A 23108-nucleotide genomic window follows, 5' to 3' on the forward strand; every position below is an offset into this window, starting at 1 on the left:
GGTGCGTGGCGTCAGGCGGCTATGCCGAACCCGTGGGGGAGGCGGACCCCCTGGGGGACGAGATCGCGGGTGGCGCCGGTGTCGAGCGGGTAGCTGCCGTCGAGGAAGTCGCGAGGGTTGGTGCCCAGGGCGAGGCACCAGGTGAGGATGTGGCCGGGCTGAAGGATGTGCTGGTACAGCACCAGTTCGCGCAGCACCGGCGGGATGGTGACCCCGCGCCGCAGGAGCACCACGGGCCTGTCCAGGATGACGCCGGGCCGCGCGGGGAGGCGGTCGGGAACGGCGACGGTCATCGGGGCGTCGAGGCGGTCCACGACGGTCACGTAGAGGTCGAGGGGGTCGGCGGTGCGCGGAACGCTGGTGATCAGGGGCTTCAAAATCCCTCCTCTTTTGGGATCTGTCCGAAATCGCCCGTTAGGGGGCCACCTTATGAGGGTGGTCGGAGTATTGGGGAGGGAGTTGTTCCTGAGAAAACAGTAAAGTCCCTGCGTTATATCTGGTGGTGACCACGGAGCGGGCGGGGCGGGCGTCGGCCGAAATGGTGACGCGCGTTCGCCCGGACGGTTCACGCGTCGCCCAGTTCTTCCTTGAGGTGCGTCACGCTCTGCACGAGCGCCCTTTTCAGATCCTCGGGATCGCGGCCCGGAACCTGGGGGACATGGACCGTTACGGGGATGCCCGCGATCACGGCGATCATCACGTGGTCGGTGAACCCGTCGGCGCGTGGCACGGCATGGAACTCGGCCGCGGGGCCGACGTCGGCGGCGCGGGCGGGCCTGATCGTGGGGTCGCCGCCGTCCATCACGGTGTCGATGGAGCCGGGTTCCCATGCGACGGCCGCCTCGATGGCCCGGCGCGTCCTGGGGCGCGGGGTGGTCTTGCCCCGGCGGATGTTGCGGAGGTTCTGCTCGGTCATTCCGGCGGCCTGGGCGACTTCGGCGAGGGACATGCCGAGGTGGTCACGGCGGGTGTCGAGCGCGGCGGCGAAGCGCTGGGCGCGGGCCAGGCGCTCGGCTTCGGTCGGGGAAGTGGTCTGAGCCATGCGGGGGATCGTACCCCGGATACCGCAAAACTACCGGGACTGTTCACCGATGAGGACCAAAACTTGCGGTCGGTCGAGGAAGAACGCGGGATGCGCGGCCTCAAAAGTTGCGCTATTTTTTGGGTGACTTGCTGTTGGGGGGACGGCCACCGGATCACCGGCCGGGTGTCCCCGTCCAGGCCGCCGCGGGGCGGGCGAACCTCGCCCCGCCCGGTGAAGCGCACGACGAATACCGACCAGGCCGAATCGTGGCCATGCCCGGCTCGGCCAGGAATCCACCTTGCTGAGCGTGGACGAGGTGTTCCATGACCTGGAGGAGAGACCGTGATCGACCTGGGCGGGCTCGGCCCGTGGCTCATCGGCGCCGCGGCCGTCATCACCGCCGTGGGAGTACTCGCCCGCCCGGTGTGGCGTGCGGGTGCGTTCCTGGCGTCCCTCGCCCGCACGGCCGGGCATTTCTCCCGCGACTGGGCAGGGGAAGAAGCCCGGCCGGGTGTGGAAGCGCGCCTCGGTGTGATGGAGCGTCTCCATGTGCTGGAACGCAGCGTGGCCGAGGTCCGCCACGAGGTGCGGCATGACGATGGCGGCTCTTTGAAAGACGCCGTTCGCCGGACCGAGGAGGCATTGGCGGACCTGACCGGGCGGGTGGACGAACTTGCCGCCCGGCCGGCGTCCGCGGTGCGCGACGTCACCGTCACGCCGCCGCCGGAGCGGTGATCGCCCTTGGGCACGCGTCCGTGCCCGCATAGCGGCCTCGCGGCCCGAGTGGCCACTGGGCCTACGCCCTTCGCGGCCGTGAGGGGGTGGTCGGCTCCTCGCCCGACGGCGGGGCCCCTCTGTCGGTGGCAGGATCGACGCCGGCGAAGCGCAGATCGGCGTGGACGGTTTCGGGAGAGACGCCAAGGGACTTCGCGAGGGCACGGGTGTTGCGGTAGCCGGCACGCCATGCGGAGAGGACCAGGTCAGCGCGCTCTTCGGCCAGCGCGGCCGGGTCGGCGTGCTGTGCCGCGCGGCGGGCATGGTCGGCGAGTGCGGCCCGGTGCCGCTCCCATCCGGCCCGGGTGGGGAGCGTGGCCTCTCGGCTCCGCTGTGCGGCGAGTCCCGTCGCGGTGCCGGGCTCTGCGGCCGGGGCCTTTCCCGCCTGCGGCCACGGTTCGTCCCCGCCCGGCTCGTTGTCGTTCACGATCACGGTGTACCCGGACGGCTCTGCCGGTCCACCCGCGGCCCTGCCGCCGTGCCGGGATGGCCGGTCAGCAGGGGATCATCGATCCGACGGGGCCCCAGTTCGCGGTGGCGTGGTAGCTGCGCGCACCGGGCGTGGTGTAGATGGTGGTGCCGTTGTCGTCGTACATGTACCCGCGCATCCCCTTGCTCTGGTTGTTGATCCACGACCCGGCGCCCCAGTCCCGGGGAATGTACATGACCCTGCCGCAGTCCCACATGTCGATGCGGGTGCCCGTGTAGTGCGTCCCCCGGTAGGCGCAGAAGTATCCGGTGTACCAGGGTGCGTTGAGGCACCGGTCGGCCGCCGCGGCCGGCTCTGCGGCGGGGGAGGTGAAGTCGCGCGGTTGCGCCTCTCCGGGCAGGGCGACCAGCACGCTCCCGGCGCCGTCGAGGTCGATCTCGTTCAGGGCGACCTGGGTTCCTCCCAGCTCTTCAAGGTAGGTGCCGACCTCCGACCGCAGCCAGGTGGTCTGCGCCTCGGTCAGGCCGGCGGCTTCGGCCTGCCAGGCGAACGGCTGCGCCGTGGTCGCGGCGTGTGCCGTTCCCGGAGTCGTCGCGAGAGTGAGCAGCAGGCCGACCGCGACGGCGGCTGACCGTCCGGCCGCGGTCGCCAGCGCTGGATTCCTCATGGTGCTCCCTTGTCCCGAGTGTCGTGCTGACGACTTTAGAAAGCACGGCCGCCCGAGAATTGGCAATGCGTGCCAACCTCTGCGCGTGGAGCGCCAATCCGCGATCGAACGGAGGCGCAAAAGAAGGGGAAACGTCGATGCGCGAGCACGGTATGGCGACGCTGTTGCTCGCCCTGGCCGCAGGCGCCTTTGCCGCCCCCCGCTTGGGCGCGTGCACGGGAAGCGGCGCGGCCGGTCTGATGGGCCTTGTCTTGGCTCCCGGCTGAGCCCAGCCGCCGATTGGGCACCCGTGCCGCCCTCGTGCAGGACTGGGGGGACCACCACTTCCTACCGTGCTGGACGCCCCGGACCGGCCGCGCCTGGCCGGAATGTATCGCCGGCCAGTGACAGAGCGGCCGAACGGTCACCGGGGGAAGGGGAGCGAGAAGGGGCGCTTCGCCGTGCCGAAGCCACCCGCCGACGCCACGGGGCGGCCCTGTGGCCGGATCCGGCCACTGCGGCTCGGGCGGGGCCGGCAGCAGCGCCGACCTCGGTGGGTGACCCTGAGGTCACATAGCGGAACCCGGACGGCAAGACGGAGTTTCCTGGGGATTTATTGAGAACATAATAACGACATGATATCAATTGGGGAGTTCAGTCGTCGTCGATTGCACCGAGGAACCCGGTATGGCTGTCACCGCTTCGGATTCCGCAGCGACCATTCCCCACCAGGTCAGGGGCAGGTCCACGGAACCAGAGGCGGGACGGCGAAGGGGCTCCGAGGCCCGCCGTGCCACCCCGGCCGGGACCGCGTGGCTCGATGTCGCCCGCATCCTGGCCATGTGCACGGTCATCGCGGTACACGCGTTCGCCCCCGTCGTCACCACCCGCTACACCGACTTCGGCACCGCCACCTGGTGGACGGCCAACGCCGTCGACTCCGCCCTCCGATGGTGCGTCCCCGTCTTCATCATGATCAGCGGAGCGCTGCTGCTGGCGCCCCGGCGCGAAGGGGTGCGGGACTTCTACCTGCGCAGATTCGCGCGGATCGGCACCCCGCTCGCCGTCTGGACGGTCGTCTACCTGAGCTGGGAGGCGGCCTACCGCACCGACATCAGCCTTCAGGAGGCCGTCAGCCAGGTGCTCTCGGGCAGCCCCGCGCTGCACCTGTACTTCCTGTTCGTGCTCGCCGGGCTCTACGTGCTCACCCCGTTCCTGCGGATCCTCACCCGGCACGCCGGTACCCGCACCCTGTGGGGCTTCGCGGCCGTGATGTCCGGGCTCGGGATCGTCGACCAGTTCGTCACCGCGTTCGACGGCGCCGGGGAACCCAACGCGGTGACCCGGTTCCTGCCCTTCGTCGGCTACTACGTCATGGGCTACCTGCTGCGCGAAACCGACCTCACCCGCCGCCGGACATGGGGCGCCGCCGGGCTGTTCGCCGGCAGCGTCGTCGCCACGGCGGCGCTCGCCGGGCTCATCGGGACCGCCACCGGCGGCTGGGGATCGGCCGCCAACTACGTGTACGACTATCTCTCGCCGACCGTCTTCGTCATGTCGGTCAGCGCGTTCCTGCTGTTCCGCGCGGCCGGCAACCGCCTGCCGGCCTTCACCGCGACCGACCGGGACACCGAGCCGGCCCGCCGCAGGTTGCGGATGTTCTCCGACCTGAGCTTCGGCGTCTTCCTGGTGCACGTGATGGTGCTGTCCCACCTGCGCGACCTCACCGGCGTTCCCGACCACCCGCTCGCGATGTTGGCCACCGCCACCGGTCACGTCGTCGTGGTGCTGCTGCTCAGCCTGGCCGCGACCGCCCTCCTCAGAAAGGTCCCGTTGCTGCGCGCGACCGTGTGACGGGCCCGGGCGCTGTGGCAGGGTGAGCGGGTGAGCACCGGCATCGCGCGACACGACCCGCCCGGCCCGGCGGCGCGAGACGGCGCCCCCGCCGGGCGAGGACGCGATCCGCGGCGCCGCCGCGCCATCCTGCACGCCGCCGACCGGGTGATCCGGCGGGACGGGCCCGACGCCCCGATGTCGGCGATCGCCGCCGCCGCGGGGATCAGCAAGCCCATCCTGTACCGCCACTTCGGCGACAAGAGCGGCCTGTACCGCGCCCTGGCCGAGCGGCACGCCGACGCCGTGGTCGCGCGGGTACGCGCGGAGTTCCGCGGCCCCGCCGACCTGCACGGCCGCGCCCGCGCCACCGTCGGCGCCTACCTGGGCATGATCCACCGCGACCTCAACCTGTACCGCTTCCTCGTGCACCGCGCCACGGCCGAGGACCCGCGGACCCGGGGCGACATCGGCCTCACGGTGCGGCGGCTCGGCGAGGAACTGGCCGGGCTGCTCGTCGCCGAAGGACACGTCGCCGACCCCGTGAGCGCCCGGATCACCGCGCACGCCGTCATCGGCATGGTGCAGGCCGCGGGGGAGTGGTGGCTGGACCACCCGGAGGTCGACCGCGCCACCGTGGTCGAGCGGCTGACCAGCGCCGTCGTGGGCGCCATCACCGGATCTCCGGCCCGGGCTTGACCTGGAGTGCACTCCAGGTAGCACGCTGTGGAGGCATGAGCGAGTACTACACCCCGGGCGAGGTGTCGGCGAGGTTCGGCGTCAGCCTCGACACGTTGCGCTATTACGAGCGCGCCGGTCTGCTGACGGAGGTCGAACGCGCCACGACCGGCCACCGCCGGTACCGCGCCTCCGACGTCGAACTGCTCGACCTGGTGCGCTGCCTGCGCGACACCGACATGCCCATCGCCCGGCTGCGGGAGTTCGCCGAACTCGTCCGTGAGGGCGACCACACCATCCCGCGTCGCCTCGACGTGCTGCACGCGCACGCGGACCGCCTGGCGCGGCGGATCGAGGAACTGCGGGAACGCGAGCGCGCCATCCTGCACAAGATCGACTACTACCGCTCGGTGCTCGCCGAGAACGGCGGGCCGTCCGCCGCCCCCGTGAACGGGGAGGAACCTGTCATGGAAGAGGCCAAGTGATGCGTTACCGCACCATCGGAAGCGGGCCCGCGGCCCGCCGGGTCAGCACGATCTGTCTGGGAGCGCTTCCGTTCGGCAGTACCGTCGACGAACCCACCTCGTACGCGATCCTGGACCGCTTCGTCGAGGCCGGTGGCACCTTCGTCGACACCTCCAACAACTACGCTTTCTGGGTCCCCGGTCACCAGGGCGGCGAGAGCGAGACGGTGCTCGGCAGGTGGCGCGCGGACCGCGGCGCCGGCGACGAGATCACGATCGCCACCAAGCTGGGCGCCCAGCCGCGTACCCCCGGCGGCGGCCTGGCCGACGCCGAGGGGCTGTCGGCCGCGGCCGTGCGCACCGCCGCCGCGCGCAGCCGTGAGCGGCTCGGAATGGACCGGCTCGACCTGCTGTACACGCACATCGAGGACCGCTCGGTTCCGCTGGAGGAGACCCTGGGCGCCCTCGCCGACGAGGTGGCGGCCTCCCGGGTCGGGCTGCTCGGGGTCAGCAACCACGCCGTCTGGCGGGTGGAACGCGCCCGTGCGCTGAGCCGCGACCGCGGCTGGCCCGGGTACGAGGTGCTGCAGTACCGCTACAGCTACCTCCAGCCGCGTCCCGACGTCCCGTTGCCCGAGGACGGCCACGTGCACGCCGGCCCCGATCTCCTCGACTACGTGCGCGCCGAGGCCGCGGACGGCTCCGGTCCCGTGCTCGTCGTCTACACCACGCTGCTCTCCGGCGCCTACACCAACCCCGCCAAGACGCTCTCGGCGCCCTACGACCACCCCGGCACCGGCCGCCGCCTGGCCGCCCTCCGCGATGTCGCCAAGGAGGCGGACGCGACCCCCAACCAGGTCGTGCTGTCGTGGCTGCTGGACGGTGACCCGCCGGTGATCCCGCTGGTCGGCGTCAGTTCGGTCACCCAGCTGGACGAGGTGCTGGCCGCCGTCGACCTCACGCTCACCGCCGACCAGCGGCACCGCCTCGACGAGGCGCGGTAGCGCGAGCCCGCGAGGGCGCCGCGGCACCGCACGGACCGGCGCCCACCGCGAACGAGCAGGCGCGGGCGCCCAGCCGGGGCGCCCGCGCCGGGCGGCCTGCCGAGGCGCCGCCGGGCGGGCGGGCACGCGGGGCGTCGCTCCCGGCCGCGTCGCTCGCGGAAGCGCGATCGGCTCCGGCACGCCGTGCATCCGGCCGGACTCCGCCGATCCGATCACCCCGGGAGGCCGCGGCCGGGCCGGCCGGCGGTGCGCGGCCGGAGACGGTCCCGGCGGGCGCCTGCGGGCGCCCGCGGCGCGGAGGTGTTCGATCTCGATGAGAGGTCCCGCACCGGCCGGGCCACCGTCCGAACCGGGCAGGACCGCGTGATCCGCTCCGGACTCCCCGGAACACTGGTCGTCCAGGGCGGACCGGGAACCGGCAAGACCGTGGCCGCGCTGCACCGCGCCGCCTACCTGGTCTACACCCACCGCGACACACTCGCCCGCCGCCGGGATCCGGGCGGGCCGCCCCGCGTGTTCTCCGTACGCCGGGCCGGGCGCCGCACGGCGGCTGCGGCCGCCCGCTCCCCTGGACGGACGCCCACCCCGAGGCTCCGCCCGTGGGTACCGGACGCCCGCCCCGGGGCGGCCCGCCCCTTCACTCCCCGGCCGCCAGGCGGGACAGCGGTGCCGGGAGGTCGCCCTCATGGACGACCGTCAGGCGGCGGGTGGCCCGGGTGATCGCCACGTACAGGTCATGGCCGCCCTTCGGCGACTGAGTGAGGATCCCGGCCGGGTCGACGAGGACGACGGCGTCGAACTCCAGCCCCTTCGCCTGCGTGACCGTCAGCACCACCGCGGGGGAGTCCAGCGCCGCCGGTGCGGCCGTCGCGGCGGCATCGGGCAGCGCCGCGGCGACCTCGGCGTGGCGGGCGTCGGGGACGAGCACCGCGAGCCGCCCTTCGCCGATCTCCGCCAGTTCGGACGCCACCAGCCCGGGCAGCGTCTCGGCCAGCCCCTCTTCGCCGACCCGCAGCGCGCGGGGTGGCGTGCCGCCCGAGCGGACCGACTCCGGCGGCTCCTGGGCCGGGGCCACCGCGGCGAGCACGTCGGCGGCCACGGCCATGATCTCCGCGGGCGTCCGGTAGTTGACGAGCAGCCGCTCCTCGCGCCAGCGGCCGCCGACGTGGGGGTCGAGCATCTCGCCCCAGGACCGCGCCCCGGCCGGTGAACCGGTCTGCGCGACGTCGCCCACCACGGTCATCGAGCGGGTCGGCACGCGGCGCAGCACCATGCGCCACGCCATCGCCGACAGCTCCTGCGCCTCGTCCACGATGACGTGGCCGTACACCCAGCGGCGGTCGGCGCCGGCCCGCTCAGCGGTGGTCCGCCCAGGCCCCCGGTCGCGGTGCCGCTCGGCCAGGGCGGCGGCGTCCAGCCCGGCGGTCTCGGTCAGTCCGGCGATCTCCAGCACCCCCTGCGCGTACCACTCCTCCTCCCGGCGGCGGCGCTCCGCGGCGCGGGCCGCGGCCCGCGCCGCGGAGCCGTCCTCGCCGAGCAGTTCGGCGGCCTCGTCCAGGAGCGGGACGTCGCCCACCGTCCACGGCGATCCCGCCGGGCGGTGCAGCGCATCGCAGCAGGCGTCGTCCAGCCCGGCGGCACGCGCGGCCGAGCGCAGGGCGGCGCGGTCGGCGAACAGCTCGCGCAGCAGCCGCTGCGGGGTGAGCGGCGGCCACAGGGCGTCCAGCGCGGTGCGCACCGCCGGTTCCTCCGCCAGGGCACCGGCGGCGTAGCGAAGGTCCTCCTCGTCGAGCGGGCGGCCCAGCCGGGCGGCCTGGTCCCGGGCGAGCGCGCGCAGCAGTTCGTTGACGTAGCGCGGCCGGGCGGCGTTGTGCGGGCGCCGCGACGCCCGCGCCGCGTCGCGCGCCCGCCGGCACACGTCGCGGCCGACGCGCAGCACCATGTCGTCGACCTCGACGGTGAGGTCCGCGTCCGGGACGCGCTGGCGGTCGCGCACGGCGGCCGTCAGCAGGGCGACCATCCGCCGGTCGCCCTTGACCGCCGCGGCCTCGTGGCCATCGACGGCGGTCGCCGTGACGCCGGGGACGAGTTCGCCGACGGAGGCGAGCACGACGTCGGTCTCGCCGAGGGATGGGAGGACGTCGCCGATGTAGCGGAGGAAGGTGGTGTTGGGTCCCACGATGAGGATGCCGCGGCGGGCGAGTGTGTCGCGGTGGGTGTAGAGCAGGTAGGCGGCGCGGTGCAGCGCGGCCACGGTCTTGCCGGTTCCCGGTCCGCCCTGGACGACCAGTGTTCCGGGGAGTCCGGAGCGGATCACGCGGTCCTGCTCGGTCTGGATGGTGGCGACGATGTCGCCCATCCGGCCGGTGCGGCCGCGGCGCAGTGCGGCGAGCAGCGCCGCCTCGCCCACGAGGGTGGCCCGGTCGGTGTCGGACATCCGGTCGAGATCGAACACCTCGTCGTCGATGCCGACCACCCGCCGGTCCCGCAGGTGCAGGTGCCGGCGGCGCACGACGTCACCGGGCGAGTTCGGGGTGGCGGCGTAGAAGGGGCGGGCCGCCGGGGCCCGCCAGTCGATCAGCAGCGGCTCGTACTCCTCGTCGCGCAGGCCGGCGCGGCCGATGTAGTACGTCGCGCCGTCCGCGCCGTCGCGCCGGTCGATCCGCCCGAAGCACAGACCGCGTTCCACACCGGAGAGCCGGGCCAGCAGCCGCGCCTGCTCGTCGGCGGTCACCTCGCGTTCGATGGCGGCCTGCCGGTGCCCGGCGCCGCCGCGGCCGTGCGCCTCGCGCAGCGCCTCCCGGGCGCGCTCGCGCAGGACGTCCAGTCGTGCGTACAGCCAGGTGACGTAGTCCTGCTCGGTGCGCAGCGCCGCGCGCCGGGCGGCGTCGGGGTCCGGGGCGCCGTCCGGGGAGGCAACGGCGGCCGGGGCAGATTCAGTTTGACGGAGATGCATGTCGTTGCTATACTCCTGTCATCGGAATGGTCATCCGATTTTTTGTTGTGGGCAAAATAGCTTAGCAGTACATCGTGCGTTCCGGGGCGTTCCGCACCTCGCACATCGTTCGTCGCGAAACGGCATGTCCGGCCGCCGTTCGCGCTAGACTGCCAGCCATGCGAACCGCTCCGACCCAACATCAGTGGTGGCGCCGCCCCTAGGCGGTGCACCTGGTTCGCAGTTACCGAAGATCTGACCAGCGACCGCCCGCGCCGGCGGTCGTTCTGCTCTCGGCCACGGTCCGGGCGCCGCCTGGAATCCCGCGACAACCGCGTGAGAGGGACCGGCCCGTGGACGACAGTTCCCGCACCTACCGCACCGCCGGCGGCATCGCCGTGCGCCGCACCAGCACGCCCTGCGACCCCGAGGTCCTCACCGAACTCACCGCCGCCGTGGAGCACCGCCGCGGCGGGGTGCTCTCGTCCGGGATGGAGTATCCGGGGCGCTACAGCCGCTGGCACCTCGGCTACGTCGACCCCTGCCTGGAGGTCGTCGCCCGGGGCCGGCGCGTCGCCGCGAGCGCGCTGAACGAGCGCGGCGCGGTGCTGCTGCCGGTCGTCGCCCGCGCGCTGCTGGAGCACGGCGAACCCACCGGGAACGCCGGGCCCGGCGTGGTCGAGGTGACCATCCCCGAACCCGCGCCCGGGGAGTACTTCACGGAGGAGGAGCGCAGCCGGCGCCCCAGCGTCTTCTCGGCGCTGCGCTCCATCGTCGCGCTGTTCGCGAGCCCCGAGGACCCGCACCTCGGGCTGTACGGGGCGTTCGGCTACGACCTCGCCTTCCAGTTCGAACCGATCGAGCAGGTGCTGCGCCGCGACCCCGGCGACCGCGACCTCGTGCTCCAGCTGCCCGACGAGATCGTGGTGCGCGACCGCAAGCGCGAGACCTGCGTGCGCAACAGCTACGAGTTCACGGTGCCCGCCGAGTACGGCGGCGCGGAGGCCGGCACCGACGGCCTGCCCCGTGCGACCGAGCCCACCCCGGCCGTGGTGGCCGCCGAGGTCCCCCCGCCGCCGGAGCCCGGCAGCTACGCCGCCATCGTCGCCGACGCCAAGGAACGGTTCGTGCGCGGCGACCTGTTCGAGGTGGTGCCCAGCCACCGCACCTACGGCGCGTGCGACTCACCGGCCCGCTTCTACGAGCGGCTCCGCGAACGCAACCCGGCCCCCTACGAGTTCTTCCTCAACCTGGGCGAAGGCGAGTACCTGGTGGGGGCCTCCCCGGAGATGTTCGTCCGGGTCACGGGGGCTCCCGGTGAGGGGCAGCGGGTGGAGACGTGCCCGATCTCCGGCACCATCCGCCGCGGCGAGGACGCGCTCGCCGACGCCGACAACATCCGCACCCTGCTCAGCTCGCCCAAGGAGGAGTCCGAGCTGACGATGTGCACCGACGTCGACCGCAACGACAAGTCCCGGGTGTGCGAGCCGGGCAGCGTCCGGGTCATCGGCCGCCGCCAGATCGAGATGTACAGCCGGCTGATCCACACCGTCGACCACATCGAGGGGCGGCTGCGCCCGGAGTTCGACGCGCTGGACGCGTTCCTCACCCACATGTGGGCGGTGACGGTGACCGGCGCGCCCAAGACGTGGGCCATGCGGTTCATCGAGACGCACGAGTCCACGCCGCGCCGCTGGTACGGCGGCGCGGTGGGAGTGATCTCCTTCGACGGCTCCATGAACACCGGGCTGACCCTGCGCACCGCGCACATCCGCGACGGAGTCGCCACCGTCCGGGTCGGCGCCACCCTGCTGTACGACTCCGACCCCGACGCCGAGGAGCGCGAGACCTTCCTCAAGGCCCGCGCCCTGCTGGAGACGCTGGCGGAGGGCGACCGGGCCGGCCGGGACACGCAGGGCCGGCACGGCCCGTCCGCGGATGCGCGGCCGGGCGGCCCGCAGCCGGTGGGCGCCGGACGGCGGGTGCTGCTGGTCGACTTCGAGGACTCGTTCGTCAACACGCTGGCCGACTACTTCCGGCGGCACGGCGCGCAGGTCACCACCCTCCGGCACGGCTTCGACCCCGCCCGGCTGGACGAGCTCGCGCCCGACCTGGTGGTGCTCTCGCCCGGTCCGGGCCTGCCGGGCGACTTCGCCGTCTCCGCGCTGCTGGACGAGCTCGACCTCCGGCGGCTGCCGGTCTTCGGCGTGTGCCTGGGCCTGCAGGCCATGGTGGAGCACGCCGGTGGCGAGCTGCGGACCCTGGACGAGCCCGTCCACGGCAAGCCGTCCCGGGTGCGCGTCACCGGCGGCGAACTGCTCGCGGGGATCGGGACGGACCCGGGGGAGCCCTCCGGCGAGAGCACGGCCGTCGCGGGTGAGTTCACCGCCGCGCGCTACCACTCCACCTACACCACCCCGGACCGGGTGAAGAACTTCGCGGTGACCGCGGTGGTCGCCGACGGCCCGGAGCCGGTGGTCATGGCGATCGAGGACGCGCGGGCCCGGCGGTGGGCGGTGCAGTTCCACCCGGAGTCCATCCTCACCGCGGCGGTGGGCGAGCGGATCGTGGCGAACGTGCTGCGCCTGGTGGGGTGAGCGTCAGCGCCCGGGCCCGGGCGCGGCGAAGCGACGGCGGCCGTCCCCGGACGGCCGCCGTCGGCACGCCGGTGCGGCGCGTGACCGCCCAGGTGACACGAGCCGTGCGGCGGCCTCCGGTGGCGGCGGCGTTAGTCCGCCGCCGATCCGGGCAGCGCATCGGCATGGGTGTTCTATTACTGATTCTCGGAGTCGTCCTGATCGTCGCCGGTGTGCTCGCGCTGCTCCGCCGCCAACTGCTGTGGGGCATCGTGCTGATCGTGGTGGGACTGATCATCGCGCCCTCCAACTTCTACATCGGGGCCTAGCCGCCGGGCTCGCGGCGCGGAGGGCGCCTGGCCGACGGCCACCCCTCCGCGGCCCCCGGCCCCCCGGCCAGGACGTGCCACCCCGGGGCGGTGCTAGGTTCGATCACCGGCGGCGGCGCGGCCGCACCCGGCAGCGCGCCCCAGAGCCATGTCGTCGGAGCGATCCGACCCGGACCCGACACCCGGGCGGTCCGGGTCGTGGGGGGAAGAACACACGGTGAAGAGCGTCGAGCCCGAGGTCCACCTGATAGCGCGCCCGCAGCTGGACTACGACGAGGTCGCCCGCTACCTGGCGGACGTGGGCGGGCAGAGCTGGCTGGAGCGGCTGGACCGCGGTGAGCTGGACTCCGCGCTGAACGACCCGCAGAACCTGGCCGAATTCGCCGGCCGGCTGTGCTACCGCTCCTGGGAGCCGGGCCTCAACCCGAACGTGGTACGGGTCCGCACCGACCAGGACGCCTACCTGTCCAACATCCTGGCCAGCCTGCACGGGTCCGTCCTGGAGCACGTCAGCTTCAGTTTCGTGCTGCACAACGTGAGCCGGGTGCTGACCCACGAGCTGGTCCGGCACCGCCCCGGGGTCGCCATCTCCCAGGAGTCGCTGCGGTTCGTCCGGCTGACCGACCTGCCGTTCTGGTTCCCCGAGTGGGCCCGGCAGGACCCGGAGCTGATGGAACGCGCCACCGAGATGCTCAGCCGGATGGAGGAGTTCCAGGGCTGGATGGCCGAGCACTTCGGCCTGGACGAGGAGGGCGTGCCGTTCGCGGAGAAGAAGCACCGCACCTCCTTCATGCGCCGGTTCGCGCCCGAGGGGGTGGCCACCGGCCTGGTGTGGACCGCGAACGTGCGCACCCTGCGGCACACGCTGGAGGCGCGCACCGCGCCCGGCGCGGAGGAGGAGATCCGGCTGCTGTTCGGCCGGATCGGCGAGCTCCTGGTCAAGGAGGCGCCCGCGCTGTTCGGCGACTACGAGGTCGCCGACGGTGCCTGGGTGCCGCGCTGGCGCAAGGTCTGAGCCCGGGCGCCGGGGGTGCGGCTCCGCGGAGCCGCACCCCCGGCGCCGCTCGTCAGCAGCAGCGCGAACCGGGCTGAGTGTCGCCGCGGTCGATGTACCACCGCCAGAACTCCCGCTCGCCCATGGGCGGCCGGTCCGGATGCGTCCGGCGGTGGTGGTCGAGGTAGATCTCGTAGGCACGCTCCCCGGTGATGCCGCGCGCGATCTGCCACGCCTCGTGCAGGGCCGCCCGGATCCGGGCGAGCGGCCGCCGCGCTGTGCCTCCGGTGACGGTGCGCACGGTCACTTCTCCGCCGTCCCCGCCGTCTCGCCGGCTCCGGCGCCCACCTCCGCCAGCCGGCGGGCGTGCTCGCGCTCCTCACGGGTGGCGATCAGCCCGGACGGCGCCCACAGCTTCGAGGGAACGTGCGGGGTCTCGGTCGTGGGCAGCTCACCGCCGGCGCGCAGCGCCTTGACCCACACCCGGGCGGCGTCGACGAGGATCACGACGACGAGCAGCGCGAACACGGCGGCCAGGATGCCGTCCACCGTGGTGTTGACCACCACCTGGCGCATCTGCTCGACCGACTGCGCGGCGCCGAGGCTGGTCTCCCCGTTCTCCAGCGCCGCCACGTACTGGGCGCGCTGGGCGAAGAACCCGATCGCCGGATCGGGCGAGAACACCTTCTGCCAGCTCGCGGTGAGCGTGACGACCACGTCCCAGACCAGCGGCACCAGCGTAACCCACGCGTACTTGGCCCGGCCGGACTTGATCAGCAGCGTGGTGCAGACGGCGAGCGCCACGGCCGCCAGCAACTGGTTGGCGATGCCGAAGAGCGGGAAGAGCTGGTTGATGCCGCCGAGCGGGTCGTTGACGCCGGCCCACAGGAAGTAGCCCCAGCCCGCGACCACCAGAGCGCTGGTCAGCCACAGGCCCGGCTTCCAGCTGACGTCGCGCATCGGCTTGTAGACGTTGCCGAGGGTGTCCTGCAGCATGAACCGGCCGACCCGGGTGCCGGCGTCGACGGTGGTGAGGATGAAGAGCGCCTCGAACATCACCGCGAAGTGGTACCAGAACGCCGTCATCGCGGCGCCGAAGATCGCCGAGAGTTCGGAGAAGATCATCGCGGCGCCCAGCGCGAAGGTCGGCGCCCCGCCGGTGCGGGCCAGGACGCTGTTCTCCTCGATCATGGCCGCGGTCGACTGCAGGGTCTCGGGCGTCACGGTGAAGCCGAGCTGGGTGACGGCCGCCGCCGCGCTCTGCACCGTGTCGCCGAGCGCGCCGGCCGGCATGTTCATGGCGAAGTACACGCCGGGGTCGATCACGCAGGCGGCGACCAGCGCCATGACGGCGACGAACGACTCGGTCAGCATGCTGCCGTAGCCGATCATCCGGACCTGCGACTCCTTCTCGATCAGCTTCGGGGTGGTGCCCGAGGAGATGAGGGAGTGGAAGCCGGACAGCGCACCGCAGGCGATGGTGATGAACACGAACGGGAACAGCGACCCGGCGAAGACCGGCCCCTCGCCGTTGAAGGCGAAGTCGGTGAAGGCGGGCAGCCGCAGCGTGGGCATGGTGACGATGATGGACACCGCCAGCAGCGCCACGACCCCCACCTTCATGAAGGTCGACAGGTAGTCGCGCGGCGCCAGCAGCAGCCAGACGGGCAGCACCGAGGCCACGAACCCGTAGATGATCAGCCCGAAGGTCAGCTGGTTGTGCGTGAAGTGGAAGAGCTCGCTGAGCACCGGGTGCTCGTTCACCCAGCCGCCGCCCGCGATGGCCAGCAGCAGCAGGACCACGCCGATGGCCGAGGTCTCCATGACCCGGCCCGGGCGCAGGTAGCGCAGGTAACACCCCATGAACAGCGCGATGGGGATGGTCATGACGAGTGAGAACGCGCCCCAGGGGGAGTCGGCCAGCGCGTTGACAACCACCATCGCCAGCACCGCCAGCAGGATGACCATGATGGCCAGGACCGCGAGCAGCGCCGCCACGCCGCCGACCGGGCCGATCTCCTCACGCGCCATCTGGCCGAGGCTGCGGCCGTCGCGGCGCATGGAGAAGAACAGCACGACCATGTCCTGCACGGCACCGGCGAAGATCACGCCGAGGATGATCCAGATGGTGCCGGGCAGGTAGCCCATCTGGGCGGCGAGCACCGGGCCGACGAGCGGGCCGGCGCCGGCGATCGCGGCGAAGTGGTGGCCGTAGAGGACCCGGCGGTCGGTGGGGTGGAAGTCGGTGCCGTTGTTCAGCCGCTCGGCCGGGGTGGCGCGGGTGTCGTCCACCCGCAGCACCCGGTAGCTGATGAAGCGGGCGTAGAACCGGTAGCCGATGGCGTAGGAGGCCAGGGCCGCGAAGATCAGCCAGGCGGCGGAGATCTCCTCGCCACGGGACAGCGCCAGGACCGACCAGGCGGCGGCACCGACCAGCGCCACCACGGTCCACACCAGGATCCGCACGGGGCTCCATTTCGGGCGTTGTGGACGCTGCCGTGCTGCTGTGCCGGCCGTGCTACTGGACACGGGTGGTCCCCTTTCCGTCGTCTGGCGGCCCTCGGGCGGCACCGCTCTCGGTGGCGCAGATCACCAACGCGGGCATCGTGCCACCCCGTGTAGTGGAGGTCCAGGGCGTTTCAGCGACGATTTGACGACAAGTTCACCGTGGCTTAACACGGCGCGGTTCCGCAGCTCGTGTCGCGCTGGTTCAACGGACATGGCCCTGGGGCGGCGTATCGCGCTCCTGCCGGATTCGTGGTGGTTTGCAACTGTCGGCCGCCCGGTCGTCCACACGTGGGCGGCATAGCCGGACAACACGCAAGATCACCGCGAAAGACGCGACGAATGTCGCTATCGGTTTAGTTACGGCAACACACCCGAATGTGCTTTTGCGCCATGATTGGCGCGACCCCATAATCACCGTCGGTCCGTGGGGCCGGCCCTGAGGAGGACGCATGCCCCGCCCGCTCATCGGGATCACGAGCTACCTCGAACCCGCGCGCTGGGGGAGCTGGGTCCGCGAGGCGGCCGTCGTCGCCACCCCCTACCTTCGCGAGGTCCATCGCGCCGGCGGGCTCCCGGTGGCGGTGCCGCCCACCCATCCACGCTGGGTGCCCGACCTCGCCGGCCGGTTCGACGGATTCCTCCTTGCGGACGGTGCACACGTCGACCCCGCCCTGTACGGCGCGCGCCCGCATCCGCGCACCGAAGATCCCGACCAGCGCCGGGACGCCTTCGAGATCTCGCTGGCGCAGACCGCCGTGGACGAGGGCATCCCGCTGCTGGGCATCGGCCGCGGCGCCCACGTGCTGAACGTGGCGACCGGCGGCAACCTCGTGCAGTACCTGCCCGAAACGACCGGGCACGACGGGCACGCCGCCGACCCGGTGAAGCTCTCCTCCGCCGACGTTTCGGTCAGCGTCACCAGCGTGCTGGGGCAGGCCCTCGGCGACCGCGCCACCGTCCTGGAGTCGCACACTCAGGGCTTCAACCGCCTGGGCGAGCGCATCGTCCCGGTGGCGTGGGCGGAGGACCACTCCGTGGAGGCCATCGAGGTCGCTGATCACCCGTTCGCCGTCGGCGTGCAGTGGCGTCCCGAGGAGGGCGACGACCGGAGGGTCTTCAAGGCGCTCGTCGCGGCGGCGGCCCGCCGGTCCGGTACCGGCGAGGACTGAAGACCGCGCCCGTCCGCTCACTCCTCCGGCCGCCGCGGCGGTGCCGGGGGCTGCTTGGGCGCGGCCGACTCGCTGTCCGGCTTGGAGCGGGACTCCAGGGCGGCGGCCTGCGCCTGGGCGCGGCGGACCACGCCGAGCAGCCAGAGCAGCGCCACGACGGAGATCGTCAGCAGGCCGGTCCAGTCCAGAACGGTCATGAGCCGGTCCTGCGCCGAGCTCACCTCGGGAACCTCGCCGCGGGCGACGGTGAGGAGCTGCTCACGGCTGCCCGTGAACAGCAGGGTGAGGTCGATGGCGATGCCGCGCATGGCGTCCCAGAGCCCGTGCAGCACGGCGACGCCCAGATAGGTGAAGATCACCGGGATGGTGAGCCGCGGACTGCCACCCCGGGCCGCGCTGAACAGCACCCCGCCCAGGATGCCGGTCCACAGCCCGTGCCCGAGCGGAGTGAGCAGCCCCCGCAGGATCTCGGTCTGCAGCAGTGAGAGCAGCGACAGCCCCTGCGGGGTGATGAGGGCGGCCATGGCGTAGCCGGCCGACTCCAGCCCCGCGAAGCCGAAGCCCACCGTGGCGCCGAGCAGCAGGCCGTCGCGGATGGTGTAGCGGCGCAGATGACGCGAGATCACCAGCAGCGCCAGGAGCTTCACCGCCTCCTCGATCAGCCCGATCCCCAGATAGGAGAAGGCGTTGGGGTGCAGCAGGTAGGCCTCCAGCACGGAGGCGCCCAGGATGCCGAGCATCCCGCCGACGATGAACGCGCGGAACATCAGCTCCACGCCGATCTCGTCGCCGTGCGCGCGCTCGTACGCCCACGTCACGAAGGTCACCGGTACCAGGAAGCTGCCGAACAGCACGACGCTGGGGATCAGGTTGACGTTGTCGGTCAGGAACGTCACCACCACCGCGGCCAGCCAGAGCAGCAGGCCGGCCCCGAAGAGCCGCGGCCACGCCGGGCGGCGCCGCCCCTTCACCGCGGGGGAGGCCCCCCACCGGGTGGTGGCCGGATACTCGTCGTCCATCTGTGCCGCCCCCTGTTCCGTCAGCGTCCCGGCCTCGCCGAGCGCCGCCTCACCCGCGGAGTATACGGAGCGTGACGACATGGTTCACTGAACGTGGCGGGTGTGCCGCGCGGCGGCGCGGACGCTTCACGGCGGCGGCGGTGGGCAAGGGACAGGAGAGACCGAAGGCGGCGGCGAACGAGGAGGTCACGGCGGACCGCGCTATCTTGGGCGGTCGGGCGGCCGGTGGGGTCGCACCTGGTGGCGGCGGCTGTGGACGGCCGCACGGCACTCCGAACCAGTGGGTAGGCTCCAAAGCGGGAAAGGGAGGTGCGGGTGGCGATCCCGACGAATGCGGATCCGGTGGGCGACCGCGTCTGGACGATCCCGAACTTACTGAGCATCCTGCGGCTGCTCGGCGTGCCCCTTTTCCTGTGGCTGGTGCTCGGCCCGCAGGCCGACGTGTGGGCGCTGGGAGTGCTGGCGTTCGCCGGGCTGTCGGACTGGCTCGATGGCAAGATCGCCCGCGCCTGGAACCAGACGAGCCGGCTCGGCACGGTGCTGGACCCCATGGCCGACCGGCTGTACATCTTCGCCGCGCTGCTGGGCCTGGTGGTCCGGGGCATCATCCCCTGGTGGCTCATGGCGATCCTGGTACTGCGCGACGTTCTCATCGTGCTCGCGTTGCCGATCCTGCGGCACTTCGGCTACGGCCCGCTGCCGGTCAATTTCGCCGGCAAGGCGGCGACCCTGTGCCTGCTCTACTCATTCCCCCTGCTGTTCCTCGCGGGATATGGGGGCATTGTGGGGGATCTGGCACGAATAGTGGGTTGGGCGTTCGCAATCTGGGGAACGGCTATCTACTGGTGGGCCGGACTGCTCTACGCGGTTCAGGGCCTGCGATTGATCGGGGAGGCCCGGCGGGCCGACCGTGCGGGTGATGCGGACGCCGACCCAGCGTCCGCGGCGCGGCCGGCGGCCACGGCGGATGATCCCGAGGCGATCAAAGGCGGCCGGGAGGCGGGCAAGCCTCCCGGGCGGCACGCCGGTGACTCCGGGCCACCGTCCAGTGACAGGAAGGGAGCGACGTCCCCACCATGAGAGCACGCCCGAGGGCGTTTCGCCGTACTGCGACCGGGGTCTGGGGGTGGCCCCGATGAAGGCGGTCGTCATGGCCGGTGGCGAGGGCACGCGGCTGCGGCCGATGACCGCCAACCAGCCGAAACCGCTGCTACCCGTCGTCAACAAACCCATCATGGAGCACGTGCTGCGGCTGCTGAAGCGGCACGGCTTCGACGAGACGGTCGTGACCGTCCAGTTCCTCGCGACCCTGATCCGTAACTACTTCGGTGACGGCGAGGAACTCGGCATGAATCTGCACTACGTGGCCGAGGAGGTGCCGCTCGGCACCGCCGGCAGCGTCAAGAACGCCGAAGACCACTTGCGCGGAGAACCCTTCATCGTCATCTCCGGCGACGCCCTCACCGACATCGACCTCACCGACATGGTGCGCTTCCACCGCGAGAACGGCGCCATGGTCACCATCGGGCTCAAGCGGGTGGCCAACCCGCTGGAGTTCGGCATCATCATCGTCGACGAGCAGGGCCGGATCCAGCGCTTCCTGGAGAAGCCCACCTGGGGCCAGGTCTTCTCCGACACCGTCAACACCGGCATCTACATCATGGAGCCGGAGGTCCTCGACAAGGTCGCGGCCGGCGAGGTGGTCGACTGGTCCGGCGACGTCTTCCCCGAACTCCTCAAGGAGGGCGCCCCCCTCTACGGCTACATCGCCGACGGTTACTGGGAGGACGTCGGCACCCACGAGAGCTACCTGCGGGCCCAGGCCGACGTGCTGTCCGGGCGGGTCGACGTCGAGATCGACGGCTTCGAGATGTCCCCGGGCGTCTGGGTGGCCGAGGGCGCCGAGGTCGATCCCGAGGCCGTGCTCAAAGGCCCCCTCTACATCGGTGACTACGCCAAGGTCGAGGCCGGCGCGGAGCTGCGCGAGTTCACCGTGCTCGGCAGCAACGTGGTGGTCCGCTCCGAGGCGTTCCTGCACCGCGCGGTCATCCACGACAACGTCTACGTCGGGGCCAACACCCACCTGCGGGGCTGCGTCATCGGCAAGAACACCGACGTCATGCCGAGCGCCCGCATCGAGGAGGGCACCGTCGTCGGCGAGGAGTGCGTCATCGAGTCCGAGGCCTACCTCGCCAACGACCTCAAGGTGTACCCCTTCAAGACCATCGAGGCCGGCGCGGTCGTCAACACCAACGTCATCTGGGAGTCGCGAGGCCAGCGCTCGCTGTTCGGACCGCGCGGCGTCTCCGGGCTCATCAACGTCGAGATCACCCCCGAGCTGGCGGTCCGCCTGGCCAGCGCCTACGCCACCACCCTGAAGAAGGGCACCGTCGTCACCACCTCCCGGGACGTCTCCCGGGCCGCGCGCACCCTCAAGCGCGCGGTGATCAGCGCCCTGACGGCGAGCGCCATCGACGTCCGCGACCTGGAGGCGGTCCCGCTTCCGGTCGCGCGCTTCCACACCGGGCAGAGCGGGGTCGGCGGCGGCATCGCGCTGCGCACCAGCCCCGGCGACCCGCAGTCGGTCGACATCGTGTTCCTCGACGAGCGCGGCGCCGACCTCTCCCCGGCGGCGCAGCGCAAGCTGGAGCGGGTCTTCTCCCGGGCCGAGTACCGCCGGGCGTTCCCGGGCGAGATCGCCGAACTCTCCTTCCCCTCCCGCGGCGTCGAGAACTACAGCCAGGAGTTGCTGCGCCGCATCGACACCACCGGCATCTCCGAGGCCGGACTGAAGATCGTGGTCGACTGCGCCGGGGGAACCGGCTCGCTGGTGCTGCCGGCGCTGCTCGGCCGTCTCGGTGTCGACGTGCTCACGGTCAACAACCGGCTGGACGAGGCGTCCCCCACCGACACCCTCGCCAAGCAGATGCGCGACCTGCAGCGGCTCGGCGAGCTGGTGCGCTCCTCCGGCGCCGACTTCGGCGTCCGGTTCGACCCGGTGGCCGAACGGCTGTCGATCGTCGACGAGCACGGCGAACTCGTCGACAACGAGCGCGCGCTCCTGGTGGTGCTCGACCTGGTCGCGGCCGAGCGGCGCGGCGGGCGGGTGGCCCTGCCGGTCACCACCACCCGGGTGGCCGAGAAGGTCGCCCGATTCCACGGTGTCCAGGTGCAGTGGATCCCCACCGCCGTCGACGAGCTCACCAAGGCCGCCATGGCCGATGACATCATCTTCGCCGCCGACGGCCGGGGCGGATTCGTCCTTCCGGAGTTCTCCCGCACCGGCGACGGCATCGCCGCCTTCATCCGGTTGCTCGGGCTGGTGGCCCGCACCAAGCTCTCCCTCAGCCAGATCGACAAGCGCATCCCCGAGGCGCATCTGCTGCGCCGCTCGGTCCCCACCCCCTGGGCGGTCAAGGGCAGCGTCATGCGCGAGGTCGTGGAGGCCGCGGAAGGGCGCGACATCGACACCACCGACGGCGTGCGGGTCATGGAGCCCGACGGCAGCTGGGCGCTGGTGCTTCCCGACACGTCCGAAGCCGTCACGCACCTGTGGGCCGAGGGCCCCGACACCGATACCGCGCAGCGGCTGCTGGAGCAGTGGGCGGCGGTGGTCGAGCGCGCCGAGGGCTGACCGACCGGAGGCGCGGAGCGGCGAGCCGCCGAGCGTCCGGAGGCGTCGGCCTTCTTGTGCCGGAGGCCGGGTCGGGTCGGCGGTGGAGGGGAGTGAGGCGGCGAGCGCGACCAGGGCACCATTCCGTCGGCCGGTCCCACAGGGCCGGCCGGCGGATGCACGTCACCTCTCCGGCGGCGGACCGTCGACGGGCCCCGATCCGTGTCTGGCACTGGGGCGGGCGGGGCGCGGATATGGTTTAGAGTCGAGTGTTCCTGGAGTGCGCGCCGGGCCGTATCCGCCTGCCTCCCGACCCAGGGGGTGGCGAACGGAGCGGAACCAACCGATCATGGGAGGGACCTTGGCACGACCGACCGGGTGAGGCCGCCGGGCGGCCCCGCCGCGCTGGCCCGGGCCCCATGGGGGTGACCGGTTCGCCGGTCGCCCGACACGTCAACAACAGCCGATACAAGCACCGCCCCGTGCGGTAGGAGGCCGAGCCGACCTATGTCGAGCGTTTACTGCACGCAGTGCGGTCACGCCGTTGCGGATGATGCCCGTTTCTGCTCCAACTGTGGTTCCCCCATCCGCAAGGCCGGACAGGAGGCTCCGCAGCCCCGCGAGCGCCGCGACTCCGTCGGCGAGACCACGTCCACCATCTCCATCTCCGGAATCCAGGCGCTGGAGGCCGAGGCGGACGCCGGCGAGGACGTCGTCGCCGACCCCACCGCGCTGGACGCGCTGCCCTCCGGTACCGCTCTGCTCGTGGTCAAGCGCGGCCCCAACGCCGGCAGCCGGTTCCTGCTGGACAGCGATCTGACCACCGCCGGTCGCCACCCGAACAGCGACATCTTCCTCGACGACGTCACGGTGTCGCGGCGGCACGTGGAGTTCTTCCGGCGCGGCGACGCGTTCGGCGTGCGCGACGTCGGCAGCCTGAACGGCACCTACGTCAACCGCGAGCGCATCGACGAGACCCGGCTCAGCCCCGGTGACGAGGTGCAGATCGGCAAGTTCCGCCTGGTGCTCCTCACCAACGCGCAGCGCGGCTGATCCCCCGGGCGTGCTCGGCGGGAGCTCCCCGGGCACGGTCACCGGCACACCTCCGCGGC

The 23108-nt window shown here is 72.2% G+C and carries 20 protein-coding genes; 12 read left to right on the plus strand and 8 right to left on the minus strand.

What is annotated here, in order from left to right:
• Window positions 1-11: 11 nt before the first annotated feature.
• Both ACFQRF_RS12355 and ACFQRF_RS12360 read right to left on the minus strand, forming a co-directional pair.
• A complete protein-coding gene (locus ACFQRF_RS12355; RefSeq protein ID WP_379871186.1) occupies window positions 12-377 on the minus strand; it encodes a hypothetical protein in 366 nt (121 codons plus the stop codon).
• Between the two features lie 188 nt (window positions 378-565).
• A complete protein-coding gene (locus ACFQRF_RS12360; protein WP_379871187.1) occupies window positions 566-1042 on the minus strand; it encodes a helix-turn-helix domain-containing protein in 477 nt (158 codons plus the stop codon).
• A gap of 324 nt (window positions 1043-1366) precedes the next feature.
• Here ACFQRF_RS12360 and ACFQRF_RS12365 point away from each other — a divergent pair, with 324 nt between their 5' ends.
• On the plus strand, window positions 1367-1759 hold the full coding sequence (locus ACFQRF_RS12365) for a hypothetical protein (protein WP_379871188.1): 393 nt from the start codon (window positions 1367-1369) through the stop codon (window positions 1757-1759).
• Window positions 1760-1820: 61 nt separating this feature from the next.
• On the opposite strand, the gene ACFQRF_RS12370 is transcribed toward ACFQRF_RS12365, so the two are convergent.
• Window positions 1821-2225, minus strand: a complete 405-nt coding sequence (locus tag ACFQRF_RS12370) for a hypothetical protein (RefSeq protein WP_379871189.1) — start codon at window positions 2223-2225, stop codon at window positions 1821-1823.
• 67 nt (window positions 2226-2292) lie between these two features.
• The gene (locus ACFQRF_RS12375) at window positions 2293-2895 is read right to left on the minus strand and encodes a hypothetical protein (protein WP_379871190.1); all 603 of its coding nucleotides are present in this window, start codon (window positions 2893-2895) and stop codon (window positions 2293-2295) included.
• 819 nt (window positions 2896-3714) lie between these two features.
• Between ACFQRF_RS12375 and ACFQRF_RS12380 the strand changes: the two genes are divergently transcribed.
• Genes ACFQRF_RS12380 through ACFQRF_RS12395 form a run of 4 tightly spaced genes read left to right on the plus strand, consistent with a single transcriptional unit; the run spans window position 3715 to window position 6853 of the window.
• On the plus strand, window positions 3715-4728 hold the full coding sequence (locus ACFQRF_RS12380; RefSeq protein WP_379871191.1) for an acyltransferase: 1014 nt from the start codon (window positions 3715-3717) through the stop codon (window positions 4726-4728).
• A 30-nt stretch (window positions 4729-4758) separates the two neighbouring features.
• The gene (locus ACFQRF_RS12385) at window positions 4759-5406 is read left to right on the plus strand and encodes a TetR family transcriptional regulator (protein ID WP_379871192.1); all 648 of its coding nucleotides are present in this window, start codon (window positions 4759-4761) and stop codon (window positions 5404-5406) included.
• A 35-nt stretch (window positions 5407-5441) separates the two neighbouring features.
• Window positions 5442-5870: a MerR family transcriptional regulator gene (locus ACFQRF_RS12390; RefSeq protein WP_379871193.1), complete on the plus strand. Its 429-nt coding sequence runs from the start codon at window positions 5442-5444 to the stop codon at window positions 5868-5870.
• Window positions 5870-6853: an aldo/keto reductase gene (locus tag ACFQRF_RS12395; RefSeq protein WP_379871194.1), complete on the plus strand. Its 984-nt coding sequence runs from the start codon at window positions 5870-5872 to the stop codon at window positions 6851-6853. Before ACFQRF_RS12390 ends, ACFQRF_RS12395 begins: the two co-directional genes overlap by 1 nt.
• A gap of 637 nt (window positions 6854-7490) precedes the next feature.
• Here ACFQRF_RS12395 and ACFQRF_RS12400 read toward each other — a convergent pair.
• Complete coding sequence (locus ACFQRF_RS12400; RefSeq protein ID WP_379871195.1) at window positions 7491-9809, minus strand: HelD family protein; 2319 nt, start codon at window positions 9807-9809, stop codon at window positions 7491-7493.
• Between the two features lie 332 nt (window positions 9810-10141).
• Here ACFQRF_RS12400 and ACFQRF_RS12405 point away from each other — a divergent pair, with 332 nt between their 5' ends.
• The 3 genes from ACFQRF_RS12405 to thyX all read left to right on the plus strand — a co-directional run bounded on the left by ACFQRF_RS12405 (window position 10142) and on the right by thyX (window position 13708).
• Window positions 10142-12385, plus strand: coding sequence for an anthranilate synthase component I (locus ACFQRF_RS12405; RefSeq protein ID WP_379871196.1), 2244 nt, complete (start codon window positions 10142-10144; stop codon window positions 12383-12385).
• A 164-nt stretch (window positions 12386-12549) separates the two neighbouring features.
• A complete protein-coding gene (locus ACFQRF_RS12410) occupies window positions 12550-12693 on the plus strand; it encodes a GPGG-motif small membrane protein (protein ID WP_379871197.1) in 144 nt (47 codons plus the stop codon).
• 217 nt (window positions 12694-12910) lie between these two features.
• Window positions 12911-13708 carry an FAD-dependent thymidylate synthase gene (gene thyX / locus ACFQRF_RS12415; protein ID WP_379871198.1) on the plus strand — a complete coding sequence of 266 codons (798 nt, stop codon included), beginning with the start codon at window positions 12911-12913 and terminating at the stop codon, window positions 13706-13708.
• 52 nt (window positions 13709-13760) lie between these two features.
• Here the strand turns inward: thyX and ACFQRF_RS12420 are convergent, their stop codons facing one another.
• Window positions 13761-13988: a YbdD/YjiX family protein gene (locus ACFQRF_RS12420; RefSeq protein WP_379871199.1), complete on the minus strand. Its 228-nt coding sequence runs from the start codon at window positions 13986-13988 to the stop codon at window positions 13761-13763.
• A 2-nt stretch (window positions 13989-13990) separates the two neighbouring features.
• Window positions 13991-16153 carry a carbon starvation CstA family protein gene (locus ACFQRF_RS12425; protein ID WP_379871200.1) on the minus strand — a complete coding sequence of 721 codons (2163 nt, stop codon included), beginning with the start codon at window positions 16151-16153 and terminating at the stop codon, window positions 13991-13993.
• Between the two features lie 491 nt (window positions 16154-16644).
• Here ACFQRF_RS12425 and ACFQRF_RS12430 point away from each other — a divergent pair, with 491 nt between their 5' ends.
• A complete protein-coding gene (locus ACFQRF_RS12430) occupies window positions 16645-17364 on the plus strand; it encodes a gamma-glutamyl-gamma-aminobutyrate hydrolase family protein (protein ID WP_379871201.1) in 720 nt (239 codons plus the stop codon).
• A gap of 17 nt (window positions 17365-17381) precedes the next feature.
• Here ACFQRF_RS12430 and ACFQRF_RS12435 read toward each other — a convergent pair whose 3' ends face one another.
• Window positions 17382-18464, minus strand: a complete 1083-nt coding sequence (locus ACFQRF_RS12435) for a PrsW family intramembrane metalloprotease (RefSeq protein WP_379871202.1) — start codon at window positions 18462-18464, stop codon at window positions 17382-17384.
• Window positions 18465-18698: 234 nt separating this feature from the next.
• Here ACFQRF_RS12435 and ACFQRF_RS12440 point away from each other — a divergent pair, with 234 nt between their 5' ends.
• The 3 genes from ACFQRF_RS12440 to ACFQRF_RS12450 all read left to right on the plus strand — a co-directional run bounded on the left by ACFQRF_RS12440 (window position 18699) and on the right by ACFQRF_RS12450 (window position 23049).
• Window positions 18699-19463 (plus strand): CDP-alcohol phosphatidyltransferase family protein, encoded by a 765-nt coding sequence (locus tag ACFQRF_RS12440; protein WP_379871203.1) that lies wholly within the window; start codon window positions 18699-18701, stop codon window positions 19461-19463.
• Between the two features lie 55 nt (window positions 19464-19518).
• Entirely contained in the window at window positions 19519-22017 is a 2499-nt protein-coding gene (locus ACFQRF_RS12445) for a sugar phosphate nucleotidyltransferase (protein ID WP_379871204.1), read from the plus strand.
• Window positions 22018-22503: 486 nt separating this feature from the next.
• Entirely contained in the window at window positions 22504-23049 is a 546-nt protein-coding gene (locus ACFQRF_RS12450; protein WP_379871205.1) for an FHA domain-containing protein, read from the plus strand.
• Window positions 23050-23108 lie beyond the last annotated feature (59 nt).

The sequence above is a fragment of the Marinactinospora rubrisoli genome (genome assembly GCF_042664915.1).
Taxonomy (GTDB): Bacteria; Actinomycetota; Actinomycetes; order Streptosporangiales; family Streptosporangiaceae; genus Marinitenerispora; species Marinitenerispora rubrisoli.